At 70.9% G+C, this 25,193-nt stretch carries 20 protein-coding genes; 7 read left to right on the top strand and 13 right to left on the bottom strand.

Features of this window, described 5'->3' with window-relative positions; genetic code table 11:
- Positions 1–7: 7 nt before the first annotated feature.
- Positions 8–1,741 (bottom strand): GDSL-type esterase/lipase family protein, encoded by a 1,734-nt coding sequence (locus H4696_RS51100; RefSeq protein ID WP_086863993.1) that lies wholly within the window; start codon positions 1,739–1,741, stop codon positions 8–10.
- A gap of 14 nt (positions 1,742–1,755) precedes the next feature.
- Positions 1,756–4,908 (bottom strand): family 78 glycoside hydrolase catalytic domain, encoded by a 3,153-nt coding sequence (locus tag H4696_RS02240; RefSeq protein WP_086863994.1) that lies wholly within the window; start codon positions 4,906–4,908, stop codon positions 1,756–1,758.
- Between the two features lie 222 nt (positions 4,909–5,130).
- Here H4696_RS02240 and H4696_RS02235 point away from each other — a divergent pair, with 222 nt between their 5' ends.
- Positions 5,131–6,006 carry a fumarylacetoacetate hydrolase family protein gene (locus tag H4696_RS02235; RefSeq protein ID WP_086863995.1) on the top strand — a complete coding sequence of 292 codons (876 nt, stop codon included), beginning with the start codon at positions 5,131–5,133 and terminating at the stop codon, positions 6,004–6,006.
- A 65-nt stretch (positions 6,007–6,071) separates the two neighbouring features.
- On the opposite strand, the gene H4696_RS02230 is transcribed toward H4696_RS02235, so the two are convergent.
- The 3 genes from H4696_RS02230 to H4696_RS02220 form a co-directional block, all read right to left on the bottom strand.
- Entirely contained in the window at positions 6,072–6,926 is an 855-nt protein-coding gene (locus H4696_RS02230) for an IS3 family transposase (RefSeq protein ID WP_086864085.1), read from the bottom strand.
- Complete coding sequence (locus tag H4696_RS49700; protein ID WP_225955568.1) at positions 6,923–7,390, bottom strand: helix-turn-helix domain-containing protein; 468 nt, start codon at positions 7,388–7,390, stop codon at positions 6,923–6,925. Before H4696_RS49700 ends, H4696_RS02230 begins: the two co-directional genes overlap by 4 nt.
- 101 nt (positions 7,391–7,491) lie before the next feature.
- A complete protein-coding gene (locus tag H4696_RS02220) occupies positions 7,492–9,504 on the bottom strand; it encodes a phosphocholine-specific phospholipase C (RefSeq protein ID WP_086863281.1) in 2,013 nt (670 codons plus the stop codon).
- A gap of 152 nt (positions 9,505–9,656) precedes the next feature.
- Between H4696_RS02220 and H4696_RS02215 the strand changes: the two genes are divergently transcribed.
- Complete coding sequence (locus H4696_RS02215) at positions 9,657–10,205, top strand: MarR family winged helix-turn-helix transcriptional regulator (RefSeq protein WP_086863282.1); 549 nt, start codon at positions 9,657–9,659, stop codon at positions 10,203–10,205.
- Positions 10,202–10,600, top strand: coding sequence for a nuclear transport factor 2-like protein (locus H4696_RS02210; protein WP_086863283.1), 399 nt, complete (start codon positions 10,202–10,204; stop codon positions 10,598–10,600). Before H4696_RS02215 ends, H4696_RS02210 begins: the two co-directional genes overlap by 4 nt.
- Positions 10,601–10,660: 60 nt before the next feature.
- Here H4696_RS02210 and H4696_RS02205 read toward each other — a convergent pair whose 3' ends face one another.
- Both H4696_RS02205 and H4696_RS02200 read right to left on the bottom strand, forming a co-directional pair.
- Positions 10,661–11,023: a YybH family protein gene (locus H4696_RS02205; protein WP_086863284.1), complete on the bottom strand. Its 363-nt coding sequence runs from the start codon at positions 11,021–11,023 to the stop codon at positions 10,661–10,663.
- Entirely contained in the window at positions 11,023–11,730 is a 708-nt protein-coding gene (locus H4696_RS02200) for an SDR family NAD(P)-dependent oxidoreductase (RefSeq protein WP_086863285.1), read from the bottom strand. Before H4696_RS02200 ends, H4696_RS02205 begins: the two co-directional genes overlap by 1 nt.
- A gap of 121 nt (positions 11,731–11,851) precedes the next feature.
- Between H4696_RS02200 and H4696_RS02195 the strand changes: the two genes are divergently transcribed.
- A complete protein-coding gene (locus H4696_RS02195) occupies positions 11,852–12,793 on the top strand; it encodes a LysR family transcriptional regulator (protein WP_086863286.1) in 942 nt (313 codons plus the stop codon).
- Between the two features lie 97 nt (positions 12,794–12,890).
- On the opposite strand, the gene H4696_RS02190 is transcribed toward H4696_RS02195, so the two are convergent.
- Positions 12,891–15,749, bottom strand: coding sequence for a glycoside hydrolase family 9 protein (locus tag H4696_RS02190; protein WP_086863287.1), 2,859 nt, complete (start codon positions 15,747–15,749; stop codon positions 12,891–12,893).
- A gap of 224 nt (positions 15,750–15,973) precedes the next feature.
- Here H4696_RS02190 and H4696_RS02185 point away from each other — a divergent pair, with 224 nt between their 5' ends.
- The gene (locus tag H4696_RS02185) at positions 15,974–16,723 is read left to right on the top strand and encodes a GH12 family glycosyl hydrolase domain-containing protein (RefSeq protein ID WP_086863288.1); all 750 of its coding nucleotides are present in this window, start codon (positions 15,974–15,976) and stop codon (positions 16,721–16,723) included.
- A 50-nt stretch (positions 16,724–16,773) separates the two neighbouring features.
- Here the strand turns inward: H4696_RS02185 and H4696_RS02180 are convergent, their stop codons facing one another.
- On the bottom strand, positions 16,774–18,129 hold the full coding sequence (locus H4696_RS02180; RefSeq protein ID WP_192782014.1) for a glycoside hydrolase family 10 protein: 1,356 nt from the start codon (positions 18,127–18,129) through the stop codon (positions 16,774–16,776).
- 781 nt (positions 18,130–18,910) lie between these two features.
- Positions 18,911–19,534, bottom strand: a complete 624-nt coding sequence (locus H4696_RS02175; protein ID WP_086863311.1) for a TetR/AcrR family transcriptional regulator — start codon at positions 19,532–19,534, stop codon at positions 18,911–18,913.
- A 137-nt stretch (positions 19,535–19,671) separates the two neighbouring features.
- Between H4696_RS02175 and H4696_RS02170 the strand changes: the two genes are divergently transcribed.
- Positions 19,672–21,006 (top strand): MFS transporter, encoded by a 1,335-nt coding sequence (locus H4696_RS02170; protein ID WP_086863312.1) that lies wholly within the window; start codon positions 19,672–19,674, stop codon positions 21,004–21,006.
- Positions 21,003–21,827 carry an SGNH/GDSL hydrolase family protein gene (locus tag H4696_RS02165; RefSeq protein WP_086863313.1) on the top strand — a complete coding sequence of 275 codons (825 nt, stop codon included), beginning with the start codon at positions 21,003–21,005 and terminating at the stop codon, positions 21,825–21,827. The genes H4696_RS02170 and H4696_RS02165 overlap by 4 nt, the downstream gene beginning before the upstream one ends.
- On the opposite strand, the gene H4696_RS02160 is transcribed toward H4696_RS02165, so the two are convergent.
- The 3 genes from H4696_RS02160 to H4696_RS02150 are packed head-to-tail and all read right to left on the bottom strand — an operon-like array spanning position 21,784 to position 25,147.
- Positions 21,784–22,530, bottom strand: coding sequence for a succinate dehydrogenase/fumarate reductase iron-sulfur subunit (locus tag H4696_RS02160; RefSeq protein ID WP_086863314.1), 747 nt, complete (start codon positions 22,528–22,530; stop codon positions 21,784–21,786). The two genes, H4696_RS02165 and H4696_RS02160, sit on opposite strands and share 44 nt — an antisense overlap.
- Positions 22,527–24,449: a fumarate reductase/succinate dehydrogenase flavoprotein subunit gene (locus tag H4696_RS02155; protein ID WP_086863315.1), complete on the bottom strand. Its 1,923-nt coding sequence runs from the start codon at positions 24,447–24,449 to the stop codon at positions 22,527–22,529. Before H4696_RS02155 ends, H4696_RS02160 begins: the two co-directional genes overlap by 4 nt.
- Entirely contained in the window at positions 24,449–25,147 is a 699-nt protein-coding gene (locus H4696_RS02150; protein ID WP_086863316.1) for a succinate dehydrogenase cytochrome b subunit, read from the bottom strand. The genes H4696_RS02155 and H4696_RS02150 overlap by 1 nt, the downstream gene beginning before the upstream one ends.
- Positions 25,148–25,193 lie beyond the last annotated feature (46 nt).

The raw sequence follows: 25,193 nt of genomic DNA, 5'->3' as shown, positions 1-25,193 counted from the left end.
GTTCCGGTCAGAGCTGGGAAAGCGGGACGGCCGCGGCCATCGCGGCGTAGCCGGCGTCACCCGGGTGCAGGTGATCGCCGGAGTCGTAGACGGCGCGCATCGTCTCCGGGTCGGCGGGGTCGCGGACGGCGGCGTCGAAGTCGACGTAGCCGTCGAACACCCCGCCGTTGTCCCGGATGAAGGCGTTGACCCGGGTGCGCGCCGCCAGGTGCGCGCCGCTGCTGCAGGAACACCCCTTGATGGGGGTGAGCGTGCCGGCGAGTACCCGGATGCGGGCCGCGTGCAGTTCGGCGGCGATCCGTTTCAGCCCGGCGATGACGTCTTCGGCGCCGGTGCCGCTGTTGATGTCGTTGATGCCTTCGAGGACGATCGCCGTGCGCACGCCCGGCTGGCTGATCAGGTCGCGGTTCAGCCGGGCCAGTGCGTTCACTCCGGCGGTGCGGCCGTCCGGGTAACCGCTGAAGGCGTCCTGCAGGATCCGGTTGCCGGAGATGCCCTGGTTCACGACGGCACGGCCGGGCAGGCGCCGGGCGAGGAAGTCCGGCCACCGGCTGTCGGTGTTCGGGGTGGACGACCAGCCGTCGGTGATCGAGTCGCCGAACGCGACGACGGTGCCGCCCGGCCCGGTCACGTCGACCCCGGCCAGGATCGTCCAGAAGCCGAACGTGCCCGACGTCGGGAAGGTGACCCCGTCGGCCGTGTGGTCGCCGGTGCCGTCGGCGGTGGTGTACATCTCCTGCAGCGCGACGCTGTGCATGGGCGCATTGGTCACGGTGCCCTTCAGGTACAGGCTGATCAGCAGGTCCGCGCCCTCGGGCACGGAGAACGGCAGCGGGTCGCCGACGGCCTGACCGCCCGCGGGGAGCGCGACCTCTTGCCGCCCGCCGAAGGTCAGCGTCACCGGGGCGCGGACCGGGACCGCGCCGACGCCGCGGACCGCGATGGTGGCGTGGCCGACGACGAGCGGCCCGGGGTCGTAGGCGTTGTCCAGCCGGATCCGGACCTGCGAGCCGCCGCGGCTGGTGTGGGTCACCATGCGCAGCGTGCGTTCGGTCCACGGCCAGGGAGCGAGCCCGTCGTCGGTCGCCGTGGCCCAGGTCGCCGTCCAGGGGCCGGCCTCGGGCCGGGTACCGACCGAGAAGACGTGCAGGCGCCCGCTTGAATCCGGCTTCGGCAGGGTGACGGCGGTGACCGGGACGCGGGGGTCGAGCGGGATCGCGACGGTGTAGAGCTTGGCGGGCACCGCGCTCGGGCCGTCCGGGGTGTTCCACCGCGGGAACGCCACGGTCAGCCTGCTGCCCGGCCCGACGATCCAGTCGGGCACGTCCAGCCGGTAGTTCTGGACGTGCCCGTCGGCGTACTCGAGCGTCCCGGTGCCTTCGGTGCCGGCGCCCGTGCTCGTCACGAGGAACGCCAGCGCGGCACCGGTGAACCGGCCGCCGATGCGCTGGCCGTCGGCGACGACGTTGTCGGGCGTCCCCGGTGCGGCGGCGGGGAGCCGGAGCTGCGCGCCGTCGACGGTGATGACCCGGTCGCGGTCCCAGCCCGCGGCGGTGCGGTCTTCGGCGACGAGACTGTGCCCGCTGCCGTCGAAGTCCGCGGCCGTGGGCGCGGCGGCCGGGCTGGTACTGGCGTTGTCGAAAGCCGCGGCGAGGCCGGGGTAGGTGACGGCGGCGGCCGCCGTCCCGGCCGGGGCGAGGAGCCCGGTGGCCAGCAGTGCGGCGAGCAGGATCCGTTTCACGAGGTCCTCCGGGGTCAGGCGCAGTGGCGGACGGTGAACTGGGACGTCCCGGAGCCGACCGGGATTCGGTTGCCGGTGGGCAGGGTGACGGTGGCGGTCGTGTTTGCGGGGATGGTGACGGTGAGGGCGAAGCGGCAGCCGGTCTGCGTCCACGCCGAGGCGACCGGTCCGCGGACCGTGTCGATCGACGCCGAGACGTGCCCGAGCCCGGCGGGCACCTGCGGCGCGATGGCGATCGACGCGTACCCGGGCGCCGCGGGCGTGATCCCGGCGAACTGCGTGTAAAAGGCGGCGTTGATCCCGGCGAACATCGCGTGGTCGTGGGTTTCCATGCCGGACTCGTAGGTCCACTGCTCCCACGGCGTCGTCGCGCCGCGGCCGATCTCGTACCCGAAGCCGGGGTAGGTCCGCGCGCGCAGGACGGTCAGGGCGACGTCGATCCGACCGGCCCTGGCCAGGGCTTCGGGCAGGTAGCGGGTGCCGAAGATGCCGGTGTCGAGGTGCCCGCCGTCCTGGTTCAGGATCGTGTCGACGAGCTTCGCGCCGACCGCGGCCACCTTGTCCGGCGGCACGATCCCGAACGCGAGCGGGAGCACGCTGGTCGTCTGCCGCCCGTCGCCGTAGGTCGCGCCGACGAGGAAGTGCGCGTTGAACGCGGCGGCGATCGCGCTCGCCAGCTCCGCGAAATGCGCCGCGTCGGCGGTCTTTCCCAGTGCTCGTGCGGCTTTCGCGACGTCTTCGGCTTGCCGGTAGGACAGCGCGGTGTTGACCAGCGAACGTTCGCTGAAGCACGCGCCCGCGGCCGGATTCCCCTGTCCCCCGTTGGCGTTCGGGCTCCGGTCGGGCGGGCACCAGTCGCCGAACCCGCGGTCTTCGGGCCACATCAAGTCCGGGTGAGCGGCGGCGTTGGTGTCCACAAAGGTCTTCATCGCCGGGTAGGCCGCCGCCAGCCGCGTCAGGTCGCCGTACTGCTCGTAGAGCGACCAGGCCAGGTCGACCGAGCCGCCGCCCATGTCCGGCAGCCGGGCGTTGCCGTCGTCGCTGGGCAACGCCGTGCCGGGCGGCAGGTCGAGCAGGTACTTGCCGTAGAAGGTGTCCATGCCGAAGTCGAGGACGGCCGCGTCGTGGTAGGCCTGCACGTCCATGCCCGGCGGTGTCCGTTCGTCGCGCACCGGGTTGTCGGTGGGCAGGCTCATCGAGTTGTTCAGCACCGCGCGCCGGTTGTTCGCCCAGATCGTGTTCAGCAGCGGGTCCGACGTTTCGACGTGCCCGGTGGCGGCGACGTCGGCGTGCACCACCCGCCCGGCGACGCTGCCCAGGTCCGGCGTCCCCGGGTAGCCGGTCAGCTCGAGGTAGCGGAAGCCGTGGTAGGTGAACCGCGGCTCGTAGACCTGGACCCCGCGCGCCGGCCCCAGGGTGTAGGAGTCGGTGGCCGCGGCGTCGCGGTTGGTCGTGGTGTCGAGCATGCCGTCGGCGGACAGCTCTTCCGCGGTGCGCATCCGCACGGCCGTCCCGGCCGGCCCGGCGACGCGCAATCGCGACCACCCGGCGAAGTTCTCGCCGAAGTCGTAGACGTATACACCGGGACGCGGCTGCCGCACCGCCACCGGCCGGAGGGTGCGGACCACGCGGATCGGCGGCGCGGTCGAGCCGGCCAGCGACGCGCTCGGTGCGCTCGCTACGCCGGCCGGGTGCCAGCCGGAGTCGTCGAAGCCCGGCCGGTCCCAGCCGTCCTGTTCGAGCCGGGCGTCGTAGCTTTCGCCGGCGTAGAGGTCGTTGGCCGTCACCGGGCCGTCCGACCACTTCCAGGACTCGTCGGTCGTGACCGTCCGGCGGGAACCGTCCGCGAAGGTGACGACCAGCGCCACGATGCCCTGCTTCGGGCCGGTCCAGCGGAACCCGTACCGGCTGAACCGCGGCCCGTACCCGTTCCCCAGCCACAACCCCACCGCGTTGGGTCCGATGTGGACCTGACCGGTCACGTCGAAGGAGTCGTAGAGGTTCCGCTTGTCGTACGGGGTGCTCCCCGGCGCCAGCACCTGATCGCCGACCTTGCCGCCGTTGAGGTGGAGTTCGGAGAACCCGAGGCCGTAGACGTAGGCACGGGCGCTCGCGACCGGCTTGTCCAGGACGAACTCGTGGCGCAGCAACGGCGCGTCCGGCGATTGGGCGAGCAGGAGCGGATCGCCTTGAGGTTCCAGCCTCCCGTCGGTGACCGCGGCCCCGGGGAAACGGGCGTCCGGCGCCGCCGAGAAGTCGTCGGAGAACAGCAGTGTGCCGTCGAGGCCGTGCACGGCCAGGTTGTCGTAGGCGGCGGCTTCGGGCGTGCCCTGGCTGACCGAGGTCCGGAACCCGATGGTGCCGGTGCGCACCGCGTCGACCGTCCGGGAGTCCACCTGGGTACCGTCGATCGCGGTGACGACGGTGCTCCCCCGCGCTTCGACCCGCAGGTGGTGCGGCGCGTGCACGGTCTGCGGGGTGAGCACCGCGCTCACGTCGGTCTCCCCGAGCAGCGCGAACGACCCGTGGCTCTTCACGTGCGGCCGCAGCAGCACCTTGCCCGGCGTCTCGGCGGCGTTCACCTGCCACAGCAGGAAATCGTCGGCGCCGGCGGCCCGGAAGACCACGCTCGCGGCCGCGGCCTCGATCGTGAAGTCGACGTCCAGGGCGAAGTCCTGCCAGGCGTAAGCGTTTCCGGCGTCCGGCGTGATCCACTTCGCGCCCGCCCAGTCGGCCGGCTGCACCGGCCCCGTCTCCCACCACGCGGGCTCGGCCTTGACCGGGCCCGCTCCGCGCGCGTCCCACACTTCGACGGTCCAGTAGTTCCGCCTCCCCGCACCGGTCGCGGGCCCGAGGTACGGCACGGCGACCGACTGCGAGCTCGCGACCTTGCCGCTGTCCCAGACGTCGGCGCGGTTCTGCGCGAGCAGGCGCGGGCTGGTGGCGACGAGGATCCGGTACGCCGTCTGCCGCTCACCGGGCCGTCCGGAGCGCAGTTTCCAGCTCAACGTCGGCGTACTGCTCGCGGCGAGGGGGTTGACCACGTTGCCGGCCCGCAGATCGACGACCTGGACGGCCGGGTCCCGCTCCGCGGCGCGAGCGGGCGATGCCGTGGCCACCAGCGAAAGCACCGCGGTCAGCACAGCGAGCACCACTCGTGCGGACATGAACACTCCATTCGCGAGTCGACGTCGTCGTCAGCCTTGCCGGGATGTTCCTGCGGTGCACTGAAACGTTTCAAGGCATAATAGCAGCGGAGTTTCCCTTTCCCCAGGTTGTCCACGGGACAGAAACCACCCCACCGCCGCCGTTCCCGGGTGCGCCGATCGGCACCCGTTGACCGTCGCGCTCCGCACTCCGTAGGTTCGGCGGTGAACGAGGAGGTTCGCGTGAGCCATCTGGTGCGCTTCGCCGACGGAACCGGCACCCCCCGAGTCGGCCTGCTCGCCGATGAGCGGCTGCGACCGCTCGCGGTGGCGTCGATGAGCGAGCTGCTGCGCCATTCCGTGGCGGAGATCCGCGAGCTGGCCGAGACCGCCGGGGAGCCCGTGCCCGCGGCCGGGGCGCAGTTGTTGCCGCCGCTGGACGGCCGGATGGAGGTGTGGGCCGCCGGGGTGACCTACCTGCGGTCCGAGGAGGCCCGCCGCGAGGAGAGCGCCGATGAGGACGTCTACGCACGGGTGTACCGAGCGGAGCGGCCGGAACTGTTCTTCAAGTCGCCCGCGTGGCGCGTGGTCACCGACGACGAACCGATCGCCGTCCGCGCCGATTCCGCCAACAATGTGCCGGAACCGGAACTGGGCCTGCTGCTGACCGCCAGCGGCGAGATCGCCGGGTACGTGGTGGTCGACGACGTCAGCTCCCGCAGCATCGAAGGCGAGAACCCGCTGTACCTCCCGCAGGCCAAGATCTACACCGGTTCGTGCGCGGTCTCGGCCCGGGTGCGGCCGGCGTGGGAGGTACCGGACGCGCTGTCCCTCGACCTCCGCATGCGTATCCTGCGCGACGGCCACGAGGTGTTCGCCGGTGAAGCCAACACCACCCAGCTCAACCGCGGGCCGGCCGAACTCGTCGAATACCTGTGGCGCGACAACGACTTCCCCGACGGCGCGGTGCTCTCGACGGGCACGTCCGTCGTACCGGGACTCGACCAAGGGCTGCGGCCGGGCGACGTGGTCGAGATCGAGATCGGCGAGGTCGGCTCGCTGCGCTCGCCCGTGGCGCTGGGCGCGGACGAGGTGCGCCGGGTGCTCGCCACCCGCTGACGGCAAGCCATGAGGGGCACCCTCCTGGTGAACTGACCCCTGGAAGTTGGACTGGCTAGGTAAAGCTAGGGCTTGAGGGCCTGGGCTCGGTATTCGGCCGGGCTCAGGCCTTCAAGCGTGGTCGAGATGCGGATCGTGTTGTACCAGTCGATGTACTCGTCCAGCTCGGCGGTGAACTCCTCGACGGTGTCGAAGCTGTTGTGGTGGAACAGTTCTTCCTTCAAATGACCGAAGAAGTTCTCGGCCATGGAGTTGTCCAGGCAGTTCGCTCGCCGGGACATCGACTGGGCCAGGCCCGCGTCCTCGATCAACCTCCGCCAGGAGACGTGCTGGTACTGGAACCCCTGGTCGGAGTGCACCAACGGCCTGGCGGCGCCGTCGAGGGTCGCGATCGCCGCGCGCAGCGACGAGTTCGTCAGTTCCAAACTCGGGGACGGGCCATGGCTGTAGGCGATCACGGATCGGTCGAACAAGTCGATCACCGGGGACAGGTAGACCTTGCGGTCGCCGATACGGAACTCGGTCACGTCGGTGACCCATTTCGTGTCCGGAGCCGCCGCGGTGAACTGGCGATCCAGCACGTTGGCCGCGACCGTGCCGATCTGCCCGAGCCAGGACCGATAGCGGCGCGGCCGCCGGACCTGGCAGAACAGGCCCAGCATGTTCATCAGCTTCAACACCGTCTTCTTGGCTACCCGCCAGCCCCCGCGGCGCAGCATCGCGTGCACACGCCGATGCCCGTAGCGGCCGCGGGCGGCCTCGAACTGCTCGGTGACCGCCGCCTTCAGCTCGACCTGCGGGTCGGGCCGGGTCAGCCGGGCCTGGTGGTAGAAGAACGTCGAGCGTGCCAGCCCGGCGGCCGCCAGCAGCACCGCCAGCGGATACTCGGCCTTGAGGGTGGCGATGACCTGGGTTTTCACCCTCGCCCCTGCTCCTTCAAGGCCCGCAATTTTTCCAGCAACGCCACCTTCGCCGACAACTCCAGGTTCTCCTGCCGCAGGCGATCCAGCTCGCTGAGCCCGGCTGGGTCAACCGGCTTGCCCGGCCGGCCTTTCGGCTTGGGCCGCAACGCGTCCTCGCCCTCACGCCGGTACACCCTGACCCAGTTTTCCACCAGCTTCGGCGACGACAGATCATGCTCACGCGCCAGCTCCATCGCCGACGCCTCACCATCGACGAACCGGCGCACGACCTCACGCTTGAACTCGAAGGTGAACGACCGCTTACCCGGCTCCCTCATCAGCGCTCCCGCGCTCCGCAACCTCCAACGATCACGCAAGCGTCGCACCGCCATCGGCGACACGCCCAACCGGGTCGCGACCACCTTCGCGCCATACCCGGCCTCGAACAACGCAACAGCGGACTCCCGCTGCTGCTCAGACAACGAACTTCCTGGATACACCAAACCGCTCCCCGGAAAGTCGGAACTGGATTCCCAGTCCAACTTCCGGGGAGCGGTTCATGGAGGGTGCCCCTCATGACGGCTCAGTCCGTCAGGATCGCCGGGTCGCTCGTGCTCGGCCGGCCCGTCTCGACGTGGCCCGCCAGGCGGCGCAGGAACTGCGGGTCGCGGTCCGAGGTCACCGAAACGTCGTACCAGTTGCCGCTCCGCCGGATTCCGATCGTCTCGACGACCTTCGCGCCCGGCCGCACCGTGCGCGTCACCGAGTGGCGGCCGTAAGCGTCCTGCACCGTCAGCCGCACCGGTGCGGTGCCCGGGTTGGTCAGGACCAGGGTCAGGTCACCGTCGCCGCAGCGGACCGCGACCTCCGGGCCCGGCGCGGAGCCGCGGAAGCGGCGGACGAAACCGGCGGGGCCGTAGGCGGTGTAGTCGTACGTGCCCGACGCGGGCAGCGTCGCGGTGAGCGATTGGCCCGCGCCCGCGGTGTACGTCCGCGGCTCCCCCGACGGCGAGACGACGTAGAACGCCGCGCCCGCGCGGCCGTGGCTGGCGAACGTCACCGCCAGGCCGCCGGTGGTCAGGCGGGCGTCGGCCGCCAGGTCGTACGGGAGCGCCCGGGCCGGGCGTGAGCCGCGTTCCTGCTTGGGCAGCACGTTCTTCGCCGGGACGGCGGGGACGTAGTCCGGGTGCCGCTCGCGGTCCGGCGGCTCGTAGCCGGCGGTGTCCGGCAGGGCGGGCACCCGGGTGTCGGTGCGGGAGAAGTCGAACGCCGACGTCAGGTCGCCGCAGACCGAGCGCCGCCAGGCCGAGATGTTGGGCTCGTGCACGCCGAAGCGCCGTTCGATGAACCGGATGATCGACGTGTGGTCGAACGTCTCCGAGCACACGTAGCCGCCCTTGCTCCACGGCGACACCACGAGCATCGGCACGCGCTGGCCCAGCCCGTAGGGGCCGGCGGGGTTCGCCGACGAGCCGGCGAAGATCTCGCCCGTGGTGTCCACAGTGGACTGGCCGGCGGTCGCGTACGGCGGGACGACGTGGTCGAAGAAGCCGTCGTTCTCGTCGTAGGTGATGAACAGCGCGGTCTTGCTCCACACCTCCGGGTTCGCCGTGAGCGCGTCGAGCACCTGCGCGATGTACCAGGCGCCGTAGTTCACCGGCCAGTTCGGGTGCTCGCAGAACGCTTCCGGCGCGGTGATCCACGAAACCTGCGGCAGCGTCCCGGCCTTGACGTCGGCGCGCAGCCGGTCGAAGTAGCCCTCGCCCGCCTTGGCGTTCGTGCCGGTGCGGGCCTTCTCGTACAGCGCGTCGCCGGGCTTGGCGTTGCGGTAGGAGTTGAAGTAGAGCAACGAGTTGTCGCCGTAGTTGCCGCGGTAGGCGTCTTCGATCCAGCCCCAGCTGCCGGCGGCGTCGAGGCCGTCGCCGATGTCCTGGTAGATCTTCCACGAGACCCCGGCCTTCTCGAGCCGTTCGGGGTACGTCGTCCAGGAGTAGCCCTTTTCGTCGTTGCCGAGCACCGGGCCGCCGCCCTGCCCGTCGTTGCCCGTGTAGCCCGTCCACATGTAGTAGCGGTTCGGGTCGGTCGAGCCCATGAACGAGCAGTGGTAGGCGTCGCAGATCGTGAACGTGTCGGCCAGCGCGTAGTGGAACGGGATGTCCTCGCGCGTCAGGTACGCCATGGTGGTCGACCCCTTGGCGGGCACCCACTTGTCGTACTTGCCGCCGTTCCACGCCGCGTGCGTGTCGTTCCAGCCGTGCGGGAGGTCCTGGATGAACTGCAGGCCGAGGTTGTCGGCTTCGGGGCGGAAGGGCAGGATGTCGCGCTTGCCGTCCGACTGCGCCCAGACCGACTTGCCGTTCGCCAGGGTCGCCGGCCGCGGGTCGCCGTAGCCGCGCACGCCGCGCAGCGTGCCGAAGTAGTGGTCGAACGACCGGTTCTCCTGCATCAGGACCACGATGTGCTCGATGTCCCGCACCGTCCCGCTGTGCCGGTACGCCGGGATTTCCGCCGCGCGGGCGATGCTGGTGGAAAGTGCGGAAAGGGCAGCCGTGCCGCCGGCCAGCTGCAGGAAACGCCGACGATTGACGTCCGTCATGGGGACTCCGGGGGTGTCGTGGTGGAGAGCCGGGTCAGTATGGGTCGCTGATCGAGAACCTGTGCCACGACAGAGGCTAACTCCGGTTGAAAGCCTGGTTAACGAGCTGCTCTTCCCAGATACGGAAGTACGTACTAATGTAGTGCTTCACTATGAATGACGTACCTGACCCGGCGTTCGACCGGGACGGCGACGACCACCTGTACTCCCCCGGGGTCCGCGCGGCGTTGGCCGGGTTCGCCGTCGACGGCGACACCGCCGCGCTGGAAGCGGCCGCCGCCGTCCGCACGGCCGCGCGCGCCCTGGACCAGCTGCGCTCCCGGGGCACCGACAGCCGCGGCCTCAGCCCCGGCGCGCTCGACATCCTCATCCGGCTCGCCGGCCGCGAAGCCGGCACCAACGTCAAGGACCTGGCCGCGGCCGCCGGGGTCAGCTCGCGCAACGTCACCGGCCTCGTCGACACCCTGGAGCGCGCGGGGCTCGCCGCGCGGGGCCCCGACCCCCGCGACCGCCGGTCGGTGCTGGTCCGGATCACCCCGGACGGCCGGACGTGGCTCGAAGACTTCCGGCGCCCGTCCCAGGCGGCGATGGCCGCCGTGTTCCGCGGCTTCACCCCCGAGGAGACGACGGTGCTGCGGCACCTGTGCCTGCGTCTCGCCGAGAACCAGCAGCACCTCGCCCGCTACCTGGAGGACCGATGACCGACCCGACCCGCGAGGCCGTGCAGGCCTACCACCGGGCACGCTTCGACGGCGACGTGACCGCCGCGGCCGCCCGGCTCGCCGACACCTTTTCGTTCGAGAGCCCGCTGATGAGCTCCCACGACGTGCGCGGCCACCTCGACGGGCTCGCGGCGTTCGTGGCGGTGGTGACCGGGGTGGAGCTGATCAGCGAGCTCTACGGCGACTCGGAGGCCACGCTCGTCTACGACGTGCACACCGCGACCCCGGTGGGCGTCCAGCGCACGGCCGAGCACTTCCGGCTGCGGGACGGGAAGATCGAGGCGATCACGCTGATCTTCGACGCCACGCGCTGGCACCCGGTCATGGCAGCGGCGCCCGTCCGGCCGCCCGGATCCGCGGAGATCACGAGCTGAGCTCGAACCCGGACGGGACACCGCCGCGCTCGGTGTACCCGGCGCCCGGGCGCGCAAACGTCAGCGCCGGGACACCTGGTAGTACGCGATGAGCCAGGCGCCGCCGACCCGGCGGAGCACGACGCCGAGGCTGACCGGCAGCACCGGCCGGTCGGTGAAGCCGAAGTCGACGCTCGCATAGCCGAGCACCACGTCCTCGGCGAGCCGCCGGGTCTCCAGGACCCGGTAGTCCGCGGTCAGCCCGAGCGGTTGCGAGGCGTAGTACTCGGCGACGCCCGCGCGCCCGACGCTGTACGGGTGCAGACCCTGGAAAACGGCGTCTTCGGTGAAGACCGCCGCGACCCGGTCCGGCTCGTGCGCGTCGACCGCGGACTTCCACGCGTCCAGGACGCCGGTGAGGACGTCCGTTTCGGTGGTGGTCATCAGTGGCCCGCGCTCTGGCCGCCGTCGACGTGCAGGATCTCGCCGGTGACGAACGGCGCGCCCTCGAGGTAGGCGACCGCGTCGACGACGTCGGCGATGTCGCCCATCCGCCCGACCGGGTGCAGCGCCGCCAGGAACTCGTGGGTTTCGGCGGGGTGCATCGGCGTGCGGATGACGCCCGGCGACACGGCGTTCACGCGGATGCCGCGCTTCGCGTACTCGATCGCCAGCGCCTTCGTGACGGCGTTGAGGCCGCCCTTCGTCAGCGACGCCAGCGCCGAGGGCACCGAGCTGTCGGCGTGGTCGGTCAGGCTGGTGGTGACGTTGACGATGTGCCCGCCGCCGTTCTCGAGCATGGCGGCGATGGCGTGCTGCGTGACGTCGAAGAAGCCGCGCAGGTTGACGCCGGTGACCGCGTCGAAGTCGGCGCCGGTGTAGTCGGTGAACGGCTTCGCGACGAACAGGCCGGCGTTGTTGACCAGGGTGTCGACCCGGCCGAACGTGGCCAGCGCCCGCTCGATGACGCGGGCGCCGACGGCGGGGTCGGCGATGTCGCCGGGGACGGCGAGGATTTCGGCGTCCCCCGACGGGGTGATGGACCGCGAGTTGGCGACGACGGCGTAACCGAGCTTGCGGTACGACTCGACCAGCGCCGCGCCGATGCCCTGCGAAGCGCCGGTGACGACCGCGACTTTCCGGGTGCTCATGACTGTGGACCTCCTTGGGTTTTCGTCCTGAGCCGATGATGTGCCCGTCTCACGGAGACCCGCCACGACCGGTTCGCTCTCAGCTGGGAGGCCCGCGCTCCCATCGCACTAAGCTGCCGGAATGGAGCTACGCCAGCTTCGGTACTTCGTGGCCGTCGCCACGGAACTGAACTTCGGCCGGGCCGCGGAGCGGCTGCACATCGCGGGTCCTTCGCTGTCCCAGCAGATCAAGGCGCTGGAGCGCGACCTCGGGGTCCGCCTCTTCGACCGCGACCGGCGGTCGGTGTCGCTCACCGCGTGCGGCGAAGCGCTGCTGCCCCGGATCCGCGCGCTGCTGGAGCAGGCGGACGACCTGCGCCGCTCGGCGGCGGGTTTCGCCGCGACCGAGCCGGTGCGGCTGGGGTACGTCAACTGGCGCCCCGCCGACCTGCTCGACCGGGTGGCGGGGGTGGCGCAGTTGCACGTCGACACGTGGGTGCTGCCTTCGCACGCCCAGCTGCGCCGGGTCGCCGACGGCAGCATCGACCTGGCGATCAGCTGGGCGCGCGCGGCCGACCTGGCCGAGCACGACCTCGAGGGGCACCTGATCGGCGCGGACCGCCTGCACGCGATCGGCACCGGCACCGCGCCGGTCCGCGCGGCGGACACGGTCGTGCTGGTGGACGCGGACACGGCGAGCTGGGCGTCCTGGAACGTCTTCGCCGAGGAGTTCGCGGCCGCCACGGGGGCGAAGGTGGTCCGCACCCACGACGGCGGCATCACCGGTCCGGCGTTCTTCGACCACGTCCGCAAGCTGGGCCGCCCGGTGCTGAACTCCCCCAAGGGCCAGACGGCCCCGGTCCCGCCGGACCTCGCGCGGCGGCCGGTGGTCGACCCGGCGCCGTTCTGGACGTGGTCGCTGGTGTCCCGCCGGGACGAGAGCGGCGCGGCGGTCCGCGGCGTGATCGCGGCGTTGACGCGGGACGTCGGTTCGCTGGGGCTGGACACCGGGAACGGGTGGCTGCCCGCGGACGACCCGCACGCGAAAGCGGAGCAGACCCGCTCCCGCTCAGCGGAGGTCTGAGGGGGGTCGACCTGCGAGCGGAAGCGGGAGACTGAGACACCCCTTACAACGCACGGCCCCGGCCGGTGTTCCGGCCGGGGCACGTGACGTCCGTCGCTCAGCCGCAGGCCGTCCCGTTCACCGTGAACGCCGCCGGGTTCGCGTTGCTCCCGGTGTAGCTCCCGTTGAACCCGATCGCCACCGAGCGGCCCGGCGCCACCGAGCCGTTCCACGACAAGGACGTGGCGGTCACTTCCGCGCCCGACTGCGCCCAGGTCGCCGACCAGCCCTGCGTCACCTTCTGGCTGCCGGGGAAGGAGAACTTCAGCTTCCACGACGGCCACGCCGTGGTGCCGGTGTTGGTCAGGTTCACCGTCGCCGTGAAGCCGCCGTTCCAGGTGTTCGCCGAGTAGCCGACCGCGCAGCCGCCCGCCGCGAGCGTCGTGAACGTCGCCGCCGGCGAATCCGGCGAAGTCAGGCCGGTTCCGTTGCGCGCCACGACGACCACGTTGTAGGCGGTGGACGCCGACAGCCCGGTCAGCGTCGCGGTCGTCCCGGTGACGGTGGCGAGCACCGTGCGGGCCGAGCCGCTCACACGGACGACGTCGTAGCCCTTGACGCCGCTTTCCGGGTCGGCCGCCGCCGGCCAGGTCAGCGTCGCGCCGGTGGCCGAGACCGCGGACACGGCGGGCGTGCCCGGCGCGGTCGGGGCGGTGGTGTCCGCGCCGGACGGCGACTTCTCCGCCGTCCAGTTCGTCAGCCACGCCAACGCGGAGTTCCAGTTGATCGCGACCTCGTTGACCGAGTACGCCTGGATGTCGTCGACGAAGCAGCGCTGGGGCGCGCAGCCGGCGAGCAGGCGGGCGGCGGTCGGGTCCTGCAGGCCGCTGTTCGGCCCGCCGGACAGCGCGCCGGGCGGGGCGGTCGGCAGCGACGCGTCCAGCTCGTGCGCCCAGAACCGGTGGTGCACGTTCTGCACCGGCTGGTCACCGTGGCCGGAGACGTACGAGTAGTTCGCGGGGTTGCGGCCCAGCAGGTAGTCCATGGCCGCGAACGCGCCGTCGCGGTACTTGTCCTGCTTGGTGAAGTCGTACGCCAGGGCGAGCACGACGCCGTTGTTCGCGACCAGGCCGTTGGATCCCCACTCGTACGTGCCGTCGGCGGTCCGGTACGGCGCCGGGTAGCCCATGGTCCCGAGCTGCGCCAGGTGGCTGTCGGCGGTCGTGGTGATCGCCGTCTTGATCGCCGAGACGTCCACCGCGGGCAGGTCGGTGGGCACCAGGGCCAGGGTGATGTCGCCGAGCGCACCCGTCGAAGCCCAGTCGAAGCCGTGGGTGGAGAAGCTGACGCCGCGGTAGAGCGCGGACCCGGTGACGTCGCTGCGGTAGCCGCTCTTCCCCGTGGTGGCGAACAGCTCCGCGGCCGCCCAGTAGAACTCGTCGGTCACCGTGCCGTCGCTGTAGGTCCCGCCGCCGGTGCCGTCGTTCGGGTCGGCGAGCTTGTTCGGGTTCGCTTTCGCCGCCGCGTAAGCCTTTTCGGCCGCGGCGAGCAGCTTCGTCGAGTACGCCGGGTCGATCGTCCGCCACAAGCGGGACGCCTGCGCGGCGACGGCGGCCATGTTGAGCGTGGCGGCCGTGCTCGGCGCGGAGAGCCGGCGCGGCTGGCTGTCCTGGTCCGGCCGCGTCGGCAGGGCGGTCCACTCCGCGTCGTGGATCTTGTGGTGCACCATGCCCGCGTCCGGCGCGCCGTCGGGCACCTGCATCTTCAGCAGGAAGTCGACTTCCCAGCGGGCTTCGTCCAGGATGTCGGGCACGCCGTTGGCACGCTCGGGGATGGCGAGCTTGCCGTCGCCCAGCGCGCTCGCGTCGCCCACGCGCAGCGCCCGCTCGTACTCGTCGAGCAGCTGCCACGCGGCGATCCCGCCGTTGACGACGTACTTGCCGTGGTCGCCCGCGTCGTACCAGCCGCCGCGGACGTCGAGGGTGTAGCCGCAGTTCAGGTCCGCGCGGCAGGGAACGCGGTCGTCACCCTGGTTCGGCGCCACGTTGACGTGGCCCGCGGGCCGCGCGTAGGCGGCACCGGCGTACTGGGCGTCGATCGCGATCCCGCTGCGCTGGTGGTAGAAGAACGCCAGCGAGTCGTAGCGCAGCTGCTTGAGCCCGTCCGCGGCGATGGCGAACGGGAAGCTGGTTTCCGAGCCCACGGTCAGGGTGTAGCCGGTGCCCTGGGTGTCGTAGGCGGAGAAGTCGATCTCGTGCACCTTTTCGCCGGAGGCGGCGTCCGCGCCGCGCGGGCGGGTCTGGCCGGTGGCGACGGCGGTGCCGGCCGAGTTCTTCAGCGTCCACGTCAGCGGCGTGGTCGCGTCGCTGATCACGGTGGCCCGCTTGGGCAGGCCGGGCACGTAGCTCTCCTGGTTCACCCGGATGCCGCTGGTCGGCGGGAGGCCGCCGGGCGGGACCACGCCGCCGACGAGCGAAATGTTGTCCAGGCAGACGGTGTTGGCCGCGGCCTGGCCGCCGAACCAGAACGCCAGCTGGCCGTTCCCGGCCGCCGGGAAGTCCAAAGTGGACGTGAAGGTGACGGTGAAGTGCTGCTTCGCGGGCGTGACCGTCAGATCGGTGCGCGAGATCTGCCGGTACGGCGAAACGGCTTCCCCGGCGACGGCGGAGATCTGCTGGCTGGTCGTCGCGTGCGCGTCGAACGTCAGGGTGTAGGGCTGCCCGGCTTCGAAGGGCACGCCGTTCTGGCCGGACAGCGCGTCGTAGCCGTTGGCCGTGCCCCCGGGGACGGCGGTGCAGAACTCCCCGTCGGTGACCCGGGCGGTCGTGCCCGAACCGGCCCACCAGGGATCGGCGCTGCCGCTGTCGAAGGTGCCGTTGAGCAGCCGCTCGTAGTCCACGGCGGACGCGGGCACGGCGCCCGCCGTCAGCCCCAGCACCGCGGCGGCCAGGACGGCCGTGATCTTCCTCGCCCGCATTCGCCCTCTCCTCGTCGTCGAGTTTGGGAGCGCTCCCAGTCGAGGGACTGTAACCACCGCGGCACACCCTTGGCAATCACCCGGCGACCGACCGCGACAGCCGCATTTCGAAAATTGATCACGGTCACCCCCTTTGCCTCGCGGTTCCGCTGTGGTTTCATCGGATTCGATTCATGCTGAGAGCGCTCCCAGGGCGCTACCCACGACGAAGTGGAGACGGCACGATGAAACTCAAGCACGCCCTTTCCGCGGTCCTGCTGACCGCCGCCGGGCTGATCGCACCGCTCGCCGGCGCCCCGGCCGCGCACGCGGACACGCTGATCTGCGACCAGTACGGCTCGACGACGATCGGCGGCCGGTACGTCGTCATGAACAACCGCTGGGGCAGCAGCGCGACACAGTGCATCAACGTCACGAGCAGCGGGTTCCGCATCCAGACCCAGCAAGGGTCGACCAGCGGCGGCGCCCCGCTGTCCTACCCGGCCGTCTACGCCGGGTGCCACTACGGCAACTGCTCCCCCGGCACGAACCTGCCCCGTCAGCTCAGCCGGATCGGCAGCGCGCCGTCGTCGATCTCGTACACCTACGTCGGCGGGTCGGTCTTCGACGCCTCCTACGACATCTGGATGGACCCGACCGCGAAGACCAACGGGGTCAACCAGATGGAGCTGATGATCTGGTTCAACCACACCGGGAACGTGCAGCCGGTCGGCGGGAAGGTCGGCACCACCAGCATCGGCGGGCGGGGCTGGGACGTCTGGCAGGGCAACAACGGCGGCAACGACGTGGTTTCCTACGTGGCCCAGTCCACGATTTCGGGCTGGTCGTTCAACGTGCTGGACTTCGTCAACGACGTCGACAACCGCACCCGCGTCGACCGCTCCTGGTACCTGACCAGCATCCAGGCCGGGTTCGAGCCGTGGAGCGGCGGGGTCGGCCTCGCCGTCAACTCCTTCTCGGCCTCGGTGAACTAGTGGATCGGGTCTGCCGACCCCTCCCGGGCGGCAGACCCGACCCGGCCGGCTCAGCCGCAGCCGGCCACCGCCGGCGTTCCGGACCCGGTGGCCTGGAAGCCGAACTCCGTGTACTGACCGGCCGCGACGTGGCCGTTGTAGCTCACGTTCGACCACCGGTCACCGCTGCGCTGGACGTTCCAGGAATTGGTCACCGCGGCCCCGGACGGCAGGGTGAGCGTCACCGTCCAGGCGTTGAGGTCCGCGGACCCGGCGGTCACCCGGACCGTCGCCACGAAACCGCCGTTCCACGCGTTCATCGACACCGACGCCGAACACGTCCCCGGCGGCGGCGTGGTCGTCGGGGTGGTCGGCGTCGTCGGGGTGGTGGGCGTCGTCGGGGTCGTCGGGGTGGTGGTCGGCGTGCCCGGTGCCGCGTTGAGCGCGTCCAGGACGCCGTTGTACGCGGCCTTCTTGTTCCCGTTCCCGTCGAACAGCAGCGGGTTTTCGCCCGAGCGCCAGGAATCGGTGTCGCGGATGCCCCACGTGGTGATCCCGGCGCACCGCGGCACGTTCACGCACGCGCGCGTGGTGGCGGCGTACGCGCTCGACGACGCCTGCGCGATGTCCAGCTCGGTCAGCTGCACGTCCACGCCGAGCGCGGCGAAGTTGGTCAGCGTCGTCTGGAAGCTGCTCGGCGGGCCGCCGCTGCCGAAGTGGGACTGGAAGCCGACGCAGTCGATCGGGACGCCGCGGGACTTGAAGTCCTGCACCATCCGGTAGACGCCCTGTGTCTTGGCGGCCGACCAGTCCTCGATGTTGTAGTCGTTGTAACAGAGTTTGGCGACGGGATCGGCGGCACGGGCGGTCCGGAAGGCGACCTCGATCCAGTCGTTGCCGGTCCGCTGCAGGTTGGAGTCGCGGCGGCCGCCGGACCCGCCGTCGGCGAAGGCCTCGTTCACCACGTCCCAGGCGTAGATCTTGCCGCTGTAGTGGCCGGCGACCTGCGTGATGTGGTTGATCAGCGCCTGCCGCAGCGCACTGCCTTCCATGCCCTGCATCCAGCCGGGTTGCTGCTGGTACCAGGCGAGGGTGTGCCCCCGCATGCGCATGCCCGCGCCGAGCGCGTGGTTGACGATCCGGTCGGCGTTGGTGTAGTTGAACTGACCTTGGGACGGCTCCGTGGCGTCCATCTTCATCTCGTTTTCCGGCGTCACCATGTTGAATTCACGGTCCAAAATGGACACGTAGGTGCCGTCGGAGAGTCGCGAAGCGGCAACGGCGGCGCCGAAGTAGCGCCCGCTCTGCGCAGCGGACGCGCCGAGCGTGGTCGCCGCGCCGGCGGGACTCGCGGTGAGCAGCGTGGCGCCCACCGCGGCCACCGAGACAGTCGCCGCGAGCGCGGCGCGAAGTGCGGAAATTTTCATGGTCGGACACTTTCGGGGGTTCGGGTGCTCCGGGCGTGCTCGATCGACCGGCCCGTCGTCACGAGTACCGCCGCGTACTCCTGAGAGCGCTCCCAGACCGGTGCGCAGACACACGGTAGCCAGGCGGACCGGCTCAGTCAATGGCGCTCGAGCGGCGAAGGTTCGTCTCCGGCACCCGGCAAAGTCGGCCGGGACAGCCGATCCGGCCGCACGCACGCCATGAAGGGGTCGTTCATCTCGCCAGACGCCATGAACGACCCCTTCATGACATCCCGACACCGGAAGTCGCACCGGCCCCGCCGCCCCGGCGCGCGGTGCCAAGAAGGATCATGAACGACCCGTTCATGACGCCGGGCGACAGGGCTCCGGCAAAGTCGCGTCGGTGCAGCCCGCAGCGTTGCACCAGCGTCTTGAATGACTCATTCAGGACCTCCGAAGACCTGAATGAGTCATTCAAGACGTGGGGCGAGCGGGTCACCGACGGCCGAGCGGCCCGGCCGCGTGACTTTGCCGGGACCCCGGCCGTGATGTCGTGAACGACTCGTTCAGGTCGTCTGGTGAGGTGAACGACCCGTTCATGACGTGCGGGCAGCCTGATCGGCCCTGCTGATCCGACTTTGCCGGGGCCCTGACGCCGGGCGAGATGAACGAGTCGTTCACGACATCCCGCGCCCCGCACTCAGGGAAGTCCAAAGGCGCCGGTCCCCTGGCCGCCGTCCGGCTTCGCCGCGGCCGCGCCGGAAAGGCGGGCCTGGGCCGGGCGTGCGGGAACCGCGCCTGCTCAGGAACCCGCGAGGCCGCCGATCAGCAGGTCCACGATCCGCCCGGCCAGCTCCCGGAGCTCAGCCGGATCCTGCCCGGGAATCCGGTGGTACCACGTATCGATCGCGTTCAAATTGCTGAGCAACGTCCGAGTGGCGAGCGCGGCATCGACCTCCCGCAGCGAACCGTCCGCGATCCCATCGGCCACCACCCCGCGGAACAACCGCTCGTAATCACCGCGCAGCCCGTTCAGCTCCTGGAGCGTGTCCCGCTGCCGCGGCTTGAGCGCGGTCGCGACCTGCCCGCGCACGGCCTGGTGCACGACGTGGTGGTAAGCCAGGTCCTCCATCAGGTTCACCGCGTGCGCCACCGCCATCGCAACGAGCCGATCGCGGCCCGTGCCGGCGCCCTGGGCGAGGTGTTCGACGCGGTCGCGGACCCGGCCCATGGCCTCCTCGTACACCGCCAGGAAGATGTCGAACTTCGACCGGAAGTGGTAGTACACCAAGCCCTTGGTCGCGCCCACCTCACGTGCGATGTCGTCGATCGTGGCGTTGGCGAACCCGTGCGCCATGAACGCCTCGGCCGCGGCGTCGAGGATCCTCCGCCGCGCGCCGGGCTCGAGGTCCGGGCTCGCGCTCACTGTTCGTCCTCCTCGCCTGCGACCGCGTCATCGTCTCACGGCCGCCGGGCGGCTCTTGACGGCGACACGCGCCAACTCTACCGTGATACTCCGTAGTATTGCAGGTCAGACGCGGTACCGCACCTGAAGGGCGTCCGATGACGAACGCACGAGACCTCCTGCACGAACTCGCCACCAAGAAGGCCGTCACCCGGCTTCTCCCGGTGCTCGGCATCGCCTACTTCATGTCCTACGTGGATCGGACGAACGTCGCGCTCGCCAAGACGGCGCTCGCGGCCGACGTCGGGATCAGCGCGGCCGCGTACGGGCTCGGCGCCGGCCTGTTCTTCGTGAGCTACGCGCTGCTCGAAGTGCCGAGCAACCTGGTCCTCTACCGCGTCGGCGCCCGCGCGTGGATCACGCGCATCGCCGTCAGCTGGGGCGCGGTGTCGGCCGCGATGATGTTCGTGGCGGACGACCTGTCCTTCTACCTCCTGCGCCTGCTGCTCGGCGCCGCGGAGGCGGGCCTGTTCCCGGCGATGATGTACCTGGTCACGCAGTGGTTCTCGCAGAAGCACCGGGTGACGGTCGTCGGGTTCATCTACACCGCGCCGTGCATCGCCGTCATCATCGGCTCGCCCGTCGGCGGCGCGCTGATGGAGCTGCACGGCGTCGCCGGGCTGCGCGGCTGGCAGTGGATGTTCCTGGTGGAGGGCCTGGTCACCATCCTCATCGGCGCGGTCGTCTGGTTCGCGCTGCCCAGCCGCCCCGCCGACGCGAAGTGGCTCACCGCAGACGAAGCCGCGGTGCTGACCGAACGCGCCGTGGGCCAGACGTCGGCGTCGCCGACCCGGCTCCGCGGGAGCCTGCGGCTCGCGTTCGGCCGCCCGACCGTGCTGCTGCTCGGCGCCATCTACCTGATCAACCAGTCGATCGGCGGCGGCATCGGCTTCAACTTCCCCGCGTACATCCAATCACTGGGCCTGAACAGCCCGTTCCTGATCGGGCTGGTGGCGGGCAGCGGCGGCATCTCGGCGCTGGCCGGCGTGCTGTTCTTCCCGTGGTTCAAACGCCGCCACGGCCACGAGGTCGCGCTCATCGGCGTGTGCGCGAGCGCGGTTCTCCTGGTGCTGCTGGGTTTCCTCGTCTCGCGCAATCCCGTGTGGAGCGTCAGCCTGCTGTTCATCTCGAACTTCTTCGCCTTCGGCACGCTCCCGCTGTTCTGGTCGGTCGCGATGGCGCGCCTGTCCGGCCTGGTGGCCGCGGCGGGGCTGGCGTTCATCAACATGCTCGGGATCACCGGCGGCTTCATCGGCCCGTACGTCTACGGCTTGGTGGAAAGCAGCACCCACAGCCTGGTCGTCCCCTACTACGTCTTCGCCGCGGCGGCCGTCGTCGCGGTCGCGCTGGTCCCGGTGCTGGCGGCCGCGATCCGGCGCGACGCGCGCAAAGACCAGGCCCCGGCGCCGAGCGCGGAACTTCCGGTCCAATGAGGATCGCGCTCGTGGTGGCGCTGCTGGCCGGGGTGCTCGCCGCCCCGGCCGCGGCCGCCGGGCCGCTGCGGTACGTGGCGCTCGGCGACTCTTCGGCCGCCGGGCCGGGGATCCCGGTGCAGATCGACGCGCCGTGCCTGCGCTCCGACCACGACTGGCCGCACCTGCTCGCGGCACGGCTCGGCGCGGCGCTCACCGACGTCACCTGTTCCGGCGCGACCACCGCCGATCTCACCGGGCGGCAGGCGGGGGTGGTCGCGCCGCAGTTCGCCGCGCTGCGGCGCGACACCGGCCTGGTGACGCTGGCGATCGGCGCCAACGACATCGCGCTCGGGTCGGCGTTCGTGACGTGCGCGAGCCCGGACGAGCCGGTCACGCCGTCGTGCGAAGAGCAGTACGGCACGGTGTTCCCCGCGCGGATCGCCGCCACTGCACCGAAGATCGCCGCCGCGCTCGAGGAGATCCACCGCCGCTCCCCCGCCGCGCGCGTGGTCGTCACCGGCTACCTGACGTACTGGCGCCCGGGCGGCTGCTACCCGGCCGACCCGTTCACCGCCGCCGACGCCGGCTTCATCCAGGCGACGTTCGACCGCCTGATGACGATGCTCGCCGACCAGTCCCGGCGGCACGGCGCGTCCTATGTGGACATCCGGGGGCCGAGCGCCTCGCACGGCCTGTGCACCGCACCGGCCCAGCGCTGGCTGGAGGGCGCGGTCCCGGCGTCGCCGGCGTACCCGTACCACCCGAACGCCGCGGGCATGGCAGCTGCCGCCGCGGTCATCGGCGCCCGGCTCGGCTCGCCTTCCGGAACTCGCGGTTGAGGGCCGAGATGCTCGCGAACGGGATCCCCTTCGGGCACGACGCCACGCACTCCCCCGTGTTCGTGCAGCCGCCGAAGCCCTCCGCGTCCATCGCGTCGACCATGTCCAGGACCCGTTGCGCGCGTTCGGGCTGCCCCTGCGGCAGCAGCGAAAGGTGCGTCACCTTGGCCGCGGTGAACAGGGTGGCCGAGCCGTTGGGGCAGGCCGCCACGCAGGCGCCGCAGCCGATGCAGGTCGCGTTGTCGAACGCGAGGTCGGCGTCCGGTTTGGGCACGGGCGTCGCGTGGGCGTCCGGGGCGCTGCCGGTGGGGGCGCTGACGTAACCGCCGGCCTGGACGATCCGGTCGAGCGCCGACCGGTCGACGACCAGGTCCTTGATCACCGGGAAACCCTTGGCGCGCCACGGTTCGACGTCGATCACGTCGCCGTCGGCGAACGAGCGCATGTGCAGCTGGCACGACGTCGTGCGCTCGGGCCCGTGGGCCTGCCCGTTGATCACGACGCCGCAGGAGCCGCAGATGCCTTCGCGGCAGTCGTGGTCGAACGCGACGGGTTCCTCGCCGGCGGCGATCAGTTCCTGGTTCAGCACGTCCAGCATTTCGAGGAAGGACATGTCCGGGCTGATCCCGTCGACCGGGTAGGAGACCAGCCTGCCCTCGGTCGCCGGGCCGGCCTGGCGCCAGATGCGGACGGTGAGTTTCACGTGTAGCTCCGCTGGGTCGGGTGGACGTGCTCGAAGGTCAGTTCTTCGCGGTGCAGCACGGGTTTCTCGCCGTACTCCCACGCGGCGACGTACGCGAAGTTCTCGTCGTCGCGCCGGGCTTCGCCGTCCGGGGTCTGGTGTTCTTCGCGGAAGTGCCCGCCACAGGACTCTTCGCGGGCGAGCGCGTCGACGAGCAGGAGTTCGGCCAGCTCGAGGAAGTCCGCCACCCGGTTCGCCTTTTCCAGCTCCTGGTTGAGTTCCGCGCCACTGCCGGGGATGCGGACGTCGCGCCAGAACTCGGCACGCAGCTCCGGCACCCGTTCCAGGGCCTTGCGCAGGCCTTCGCGGGTGCGGGACATCCCGCAGTGGTCCCACATCAGCACGCCGAGCTCGCGGTGGAACGAGTCGACCGACCGCGTGCCCTTGACCGCCAGCAGCCGCTCGATCCGTTCGCGCACTTCGGTTTCCACCGGCGCGGCGGCCTCGGGCCGGACCTCGTCGAGCCGGGTCGAGCCGAGGTAGTCGTTCAGCGTGGCGGGCAGCACGAAGTAGCCGTCGGCGAGGCCCTGCATCAGCGCCGACGCGCCGAGCCGGTTCGCGCCGTGGTCGGAGAAGTTCGCCTCCCCGATCACGAACAGCCCGGGGATCGTGCTCTGCAGGTCGTAGTCCACCCAGAGCCCGCCCATCGTGTAGTGGATGGCCGGGTAGATCCGCATCGGCACGGTGTACGGGTCTTCCGCCGTGATGCGCTGGTACATGTCGAAGAGGTTGCCGTAGCGGGCTTCGATCGCCGGGCGGCCGAGGCGCGCGATCGCGTCGGCGAAGTCCAGGTAGACGCCGAGGCCGCCGGGCCCGACGCCGAACCCGGCGTCGCAGACGTTCTTCGCCGCCCGCGAAGCGATGTCCCGCGGCACGAGGTTGCCGAAGCTCGGGTACTGGCGTTCGAGGTAGTAGTCGCGCTCGTCTTCCGGGATCTCCGCCGGTGGCCGGGTGTCGCCCTTTTCCTTCGGGACCCAGATCCGGCCGTCGTTGCGCAGCGACTCGCTCATCAGCGTCAGCTTCGACTGGTGCTCGCCCGAACGCGGGATGCACGTCGGGTGGATCTGGGTGAAGCACGGGTTCGCGAAGTACGCCCCGCGCTTGTGCGCACGCCAGATCGCGGTGGCGTTGGAGCCCTTCGCGTTGGTGGACAGGTAGAAGACGTTGCCGTAGCCGCCGGTCGCCAGGACGACGGCGTCCGCGAGGTGCGTCTCGATCTCCCCGGTGACGAGGTCCCGCGCGACGATCCCGCGGGCCCGGCCGTCGACGACGACCAGGTCGAGCATCTCGGTCCGCGGGTGCAGCTCGACGTTCCCGGCGTCGATCTGCCGCGACAGCGCCTGGTAAGCGCCGATCAGCAGCTGCTGGCCGGTCTGGCCGCGCGCGTAGAACGTGCGCTGCACCTGCACCCCGCCGAACGAGCGGGTGTCGAGCAGGCCGCCGTACTCGCGGGCGAACGGCACGCCCTGGGCCACGGCCTGGTCGATGATCTGCGCCGACACCTGCGCGAGCCGGTACACATTGGACTCCCGCGACCGGAAGTCGCCGCCCTTCACCGTGTCGTGGAACAGCCGGTGGACGGAGTCGCCGTCGTTGCGGTAGTTCTTCGCGGCGTTGATCCCGCCCTGCGCCGCGACCGAGTGCGCGCGCCGCGGCGAGTCCTGGAAGCAGAACTGCACGACGTGGTAGCCCTGCTCGGCCAGCGTCGCGCCCGCCGAACCCCCGGCCAGCCCGGTGCCGACCACGATCACGCGGTGCTTGCGCCGGTTGGCCGGGTTCACCAGCTTGGCCGCGAACTTCCTTTGGTCCCAGCGCTTTTCGAGCGGGACGGCGGGTGCCTTGGTGTCGGCGATCGGGTCGCCGGTCAGGTAGTCGGTCATCAGCGCACCAGTCCGGTCATGATCGCGACCGGGACGAGGGCGTAACCGCCCGCGACCACGACCGCGGTCGTGCTGCCGAGGAGTTTGATCGCGCGTTCCCGCCGGGCGCTGGTGACGCCCAGCGTCCGCGCGGCGCTGGCGAAGCCGTGGTGGATGTGCAGGCCCAGCATCGCGAGCGCGGCGAGGTAGATCAGGTTGACCCACCAGACCTGGAAGTCCGCGACGAGGTTGTGGTACGGGTCGCCGGGCACGAAGTCCCGGTTCACCGCGCCGACGGTGAAGTCGAGGATGTGCCAGATGATGAACAGCGCCAGCGTGGCACCACCCCAGCGCATGGTGCGCACCGCGAAGGTGGCGCGCACCGGCCGCCGGTGGACGTAGCGCACCGGCCGCGCGCGCAGGTCGCGCCGGGCCAGCTGCACCGCCGCGGTGACGTGCAGGACCAGCGCGGCGAGCAGGACCACCCGCTGGATCCAGAGGAACCACTCGTAGCGCAGCACCGGCTCGCCGAGCGTGCGCAGCCAGTGGGCGTAGTGGTTGAGGTCGCCGGCCCCGAGGAACGTCTTGAGGTTGCCGACCATGTGCGCCACCACGAACGCGAGCAGCAGCGCGCCGCTGACCGCCATGACGATCTTCTTGCCGATCGTCGAGGCCCAGAAGTCCCGGACGGGCCGCCGGGTTGCGAGGTCGTTCACCACCCGCTCGACGTTAGGTGGGCCTTCTTGAGAGGTCAAAGACATGAAA

The organism is Amycolatopsis lexingtonensis, from assembly GCF_014873755.1.
GTDB classification, from domain to species: Bacteria; Actinomycetota; Actinomycetes; order Mycobacteriales; family Pseudonocardiaceae; genus Amycolatopsis; species Amycolatopsis lexingtonensis.
This window is presented reverse-complemented; position numbering and strand designations above follow the sequence as displayed.